Origin of the sequence: Marinobacter sp. F3R08 (genome assembly GCF_018860425.1) — a bacterium.
Classification (GTDB): Bacteria; Pseudomonadota; Gammaproteobacteria; order Pseudomonadales; family Oleiphilaceae; genus Marinobacter.
Genome location: NZ_JAHKPI010000001.1, coordinates 1 through 2,233 on the forward strand (window position 1 = coordinate 1; position 2,233 = coordinate 2,233).

General features: G+C 39.6%; 3 protein-coding genes and 1 pseudogene. 1 reads left to right on the top strand and 3 read right to left on the bottom strand.

What is annotated here, in order from left to right; all coding sequences use genetic code 11:
• Together KO499_RS00005 and KO499_RS00010 are read right to left on the bottom strand one after the other, a co-directional pair.
• Window positions 1-319, bottom strand: a pseudogene (locus KO499_RS00005) (Flp pilus assembly complex ATPase component TadA); the annotation flags it as partial.
• 273 nt (window positions 320-592) lie between these two features.
• Window positions 593-970 carry a transcriptional regulator gene (locus KO499_RS00010; protein WP_012774845.1) on the bottom strand — a complete coding sequence of 126 codons (378 nt, stop codon included), beginning with the start codon at window positions 968-970 and terminating at the stop codon, window positions 593-595.
• A gap of 643 nt (window positions 971-1,613) precedes the next feature.
• On the opposite strand from KO499_RS00010, the gene KO499_RS00015 reads away from it, so the two are divergent.
• Window positions 1,614-2,030 carry a hypothetical protein gene (locus KO499_RS00015; RefSeq protein ID WP_012774843.1) on the top strand — a complete coding sequence of 139 codons (417 nt, stop codon included), beginning with the start codon at window positions 1,614-1,616 and terminating at the stop codon, window positions 2,028-2,030.
• Here KO499_RS00015 and KO499_RS00020 read toward each other — a convergent pair.
• Window positions 2,023-2,233: hypothetical protein (locus tag KO499_RS00020; protein WP_215981714.1), on the bottom strand; the 211-nt coding region annotated here is incomplete at its 5' end. The genes KO499_RS00015 and KO499_RS00020 overlap by 8 nt on opposite strands.

Sequence of the window (2,233 nt, forward strand, 5' to 3'; positions counted from 1 at the left end):
CCACAGTCTCTAGTTGCCCTGCAAAGCGAGAACCATCTAAGGGAAATTCAGCCTCTAAATTCGGAGTGTATGAAGTAACTTCTTTGCCATGAAAACCTGCTACGGTTTCGATAATAGCTCGGCCTTGAGCTGGTCTAAGTGTGGTGATGCACTGCATATCTTCACCTAGCTTTTCAACCCAAACTGTGCCGTCAGGATTGAGCATCAACTCTACGGTTTTTGGATCATTAAAGATTGCTAGTAGTTCAGAACCCATGTCCCTTTCTAGCTTTCTTTTTGCTCTGTCTTTTACTGAGCCTGTCGATTCGTTAGGTTGCATTCAATTGCCTTTAAACTTAGTTGAATTCGGTAAATCCGTTTCTTGAACATACGATATACCGAAATTAAGCCATGTGCAACTAAACACAACAAAAGAATTTAAAGAAAATTACCTTTTGCCTTGCGAGTGAGACGCCACGCGAGCGCAGTCACGTTTTTAAATGGAGATAACCATATTGAAAAGAAGGATAAATAGTGGAATTTTGTGTATGAAGGGATGCTAAATTTAGCAGCTAAAATTTAGCCGCTAAAATATTAGTATTAGGAATGGATATTACTTTCTAGAGGAATTGAGTTGTTGGAGCTTTAATCTGGTTTCTTCGCCCCACTTCTTAACCTGGAATGCCTTGTGCTCAGGTAAGATAACAGAAACCCTTTCGTAGCCAGGAGGAAGACTACTTAATACTTTACCACCCGCCAAGGCTTCAAGAGATTCTTTGTTAAGGTCCGTAGATTCCAATAGAAGCGGTAGCGGTGTTTCAAGAGCTGACGCTATTGCTTCTAATACCTTCAATGAAGGATTTGCATTCCCCGTAGTTAAATCAGATAAGAACGATATAGACACCCCTGATCGTTCTGCTAATTCTGATTTAGTCATGTGCCGTTCATCTAAGATTTTTAGCACATTGGTAAAAAAAATGTAGTTGTACACCAACTGCCCCTCTTTAGGCCAATTTTAGCCGCTAAAGTTTTTAACTCCATATTAAAGGTTAGCCACACTCCGATTAATGATAGCGAAAGCACACTCTAACATGAGTTTCAACAAATTACAGTTTATCGAATATCTTACTCACGATATGAACTTTATTCCTAATAAAAACAATAGTGCTCGTGCTGTTTTTGATCCAGCCGTCACAAGTATTTACGGAAAAATAGAAATCGAAAGGAAGATGTAAGTGGAAAAGCATTATTTTTTTATTATCAATGCTATTGAGCATTTGAACACTAAGGGTAAATCAGATCAATAACCTTATTGTTGAGAACAATCACAACTCTAAGCAAGACTGCATCATCAGACTAAGCAGCTCCCTCAAGTTTCAATAGGTCAACAATTACTGGCTTTGTTTGATACTTAACCACTCTGTTAAAAGTTATTTATAAAACAACTTATCTAAAAGAGATATTTACTCCAGGGAAAAGATTTTTTATATAACCCATCAAACCAAAAATCGTCAATAAATAACTGTAATTATTGGATTTTTATTGATATGCAACTTGACAAATTAGGGTAAAATGCCCTATTATATATCTCAAAGGCCGGACATATCGTCAAGGTCAAAACCGGAGAATTTCCGATGACAATTTACACATACACTTCTGATCTTACTCGCCCTCTTTGCCCTACCTGTGGAAGACCTGTCACACAAGACACAGACACCCCAGAAACGCCTTGGGATGGCACTTGCTCATCAGGTCACTCGTTCACATTCCAGCTGGAAGACATTGTGATTTATGTTTATGACGATGAAGGAACGCTAAACAGTGCGAACGTTGCTGACTTCGACTGTGAAGTTGAAGCTGCTGTGAGCGTTATTAATAGCTTGATCGAATGGACTGAAGAATATGCGAATAAGCATTATGACAGTAGCGACATTGAAGCTCACCTGACTGAGCTTAAAAAACTGAAATCTGATGTTAAAGGTTACGCTATTGATGTTTCAGATCCCATCTGGTTCGAAACAAGCCTAGGTTTTACCTTTGGCGTTAAATAACCTTAAAGTGGCCAACATAGTCATAAATAACTATGTTGGCCGCGGAGAAAGCGTTGCTGTTAGGCATGTTCTGACCTACGGAGAAAGCGTTGCTGTTAGGCACGTTCTGACCCACGGAGAAAGTGTTGCTGTTAGGCACGTTCTGACCTACGGAGAAAGCGTTGCTGTTAGGTGACTTCTGACCCCGCGGAGAAAGTGTTGCT

Excerpts from the sequence above, each read along its gene's own strand:
- KO499_RS00015 (WP_012774843.1), top strand. The coding sequence starts at position 1,614 with ATGACAATTTACACATACACTTCTGATCTTACTCGCCCTCTTTGCCCT.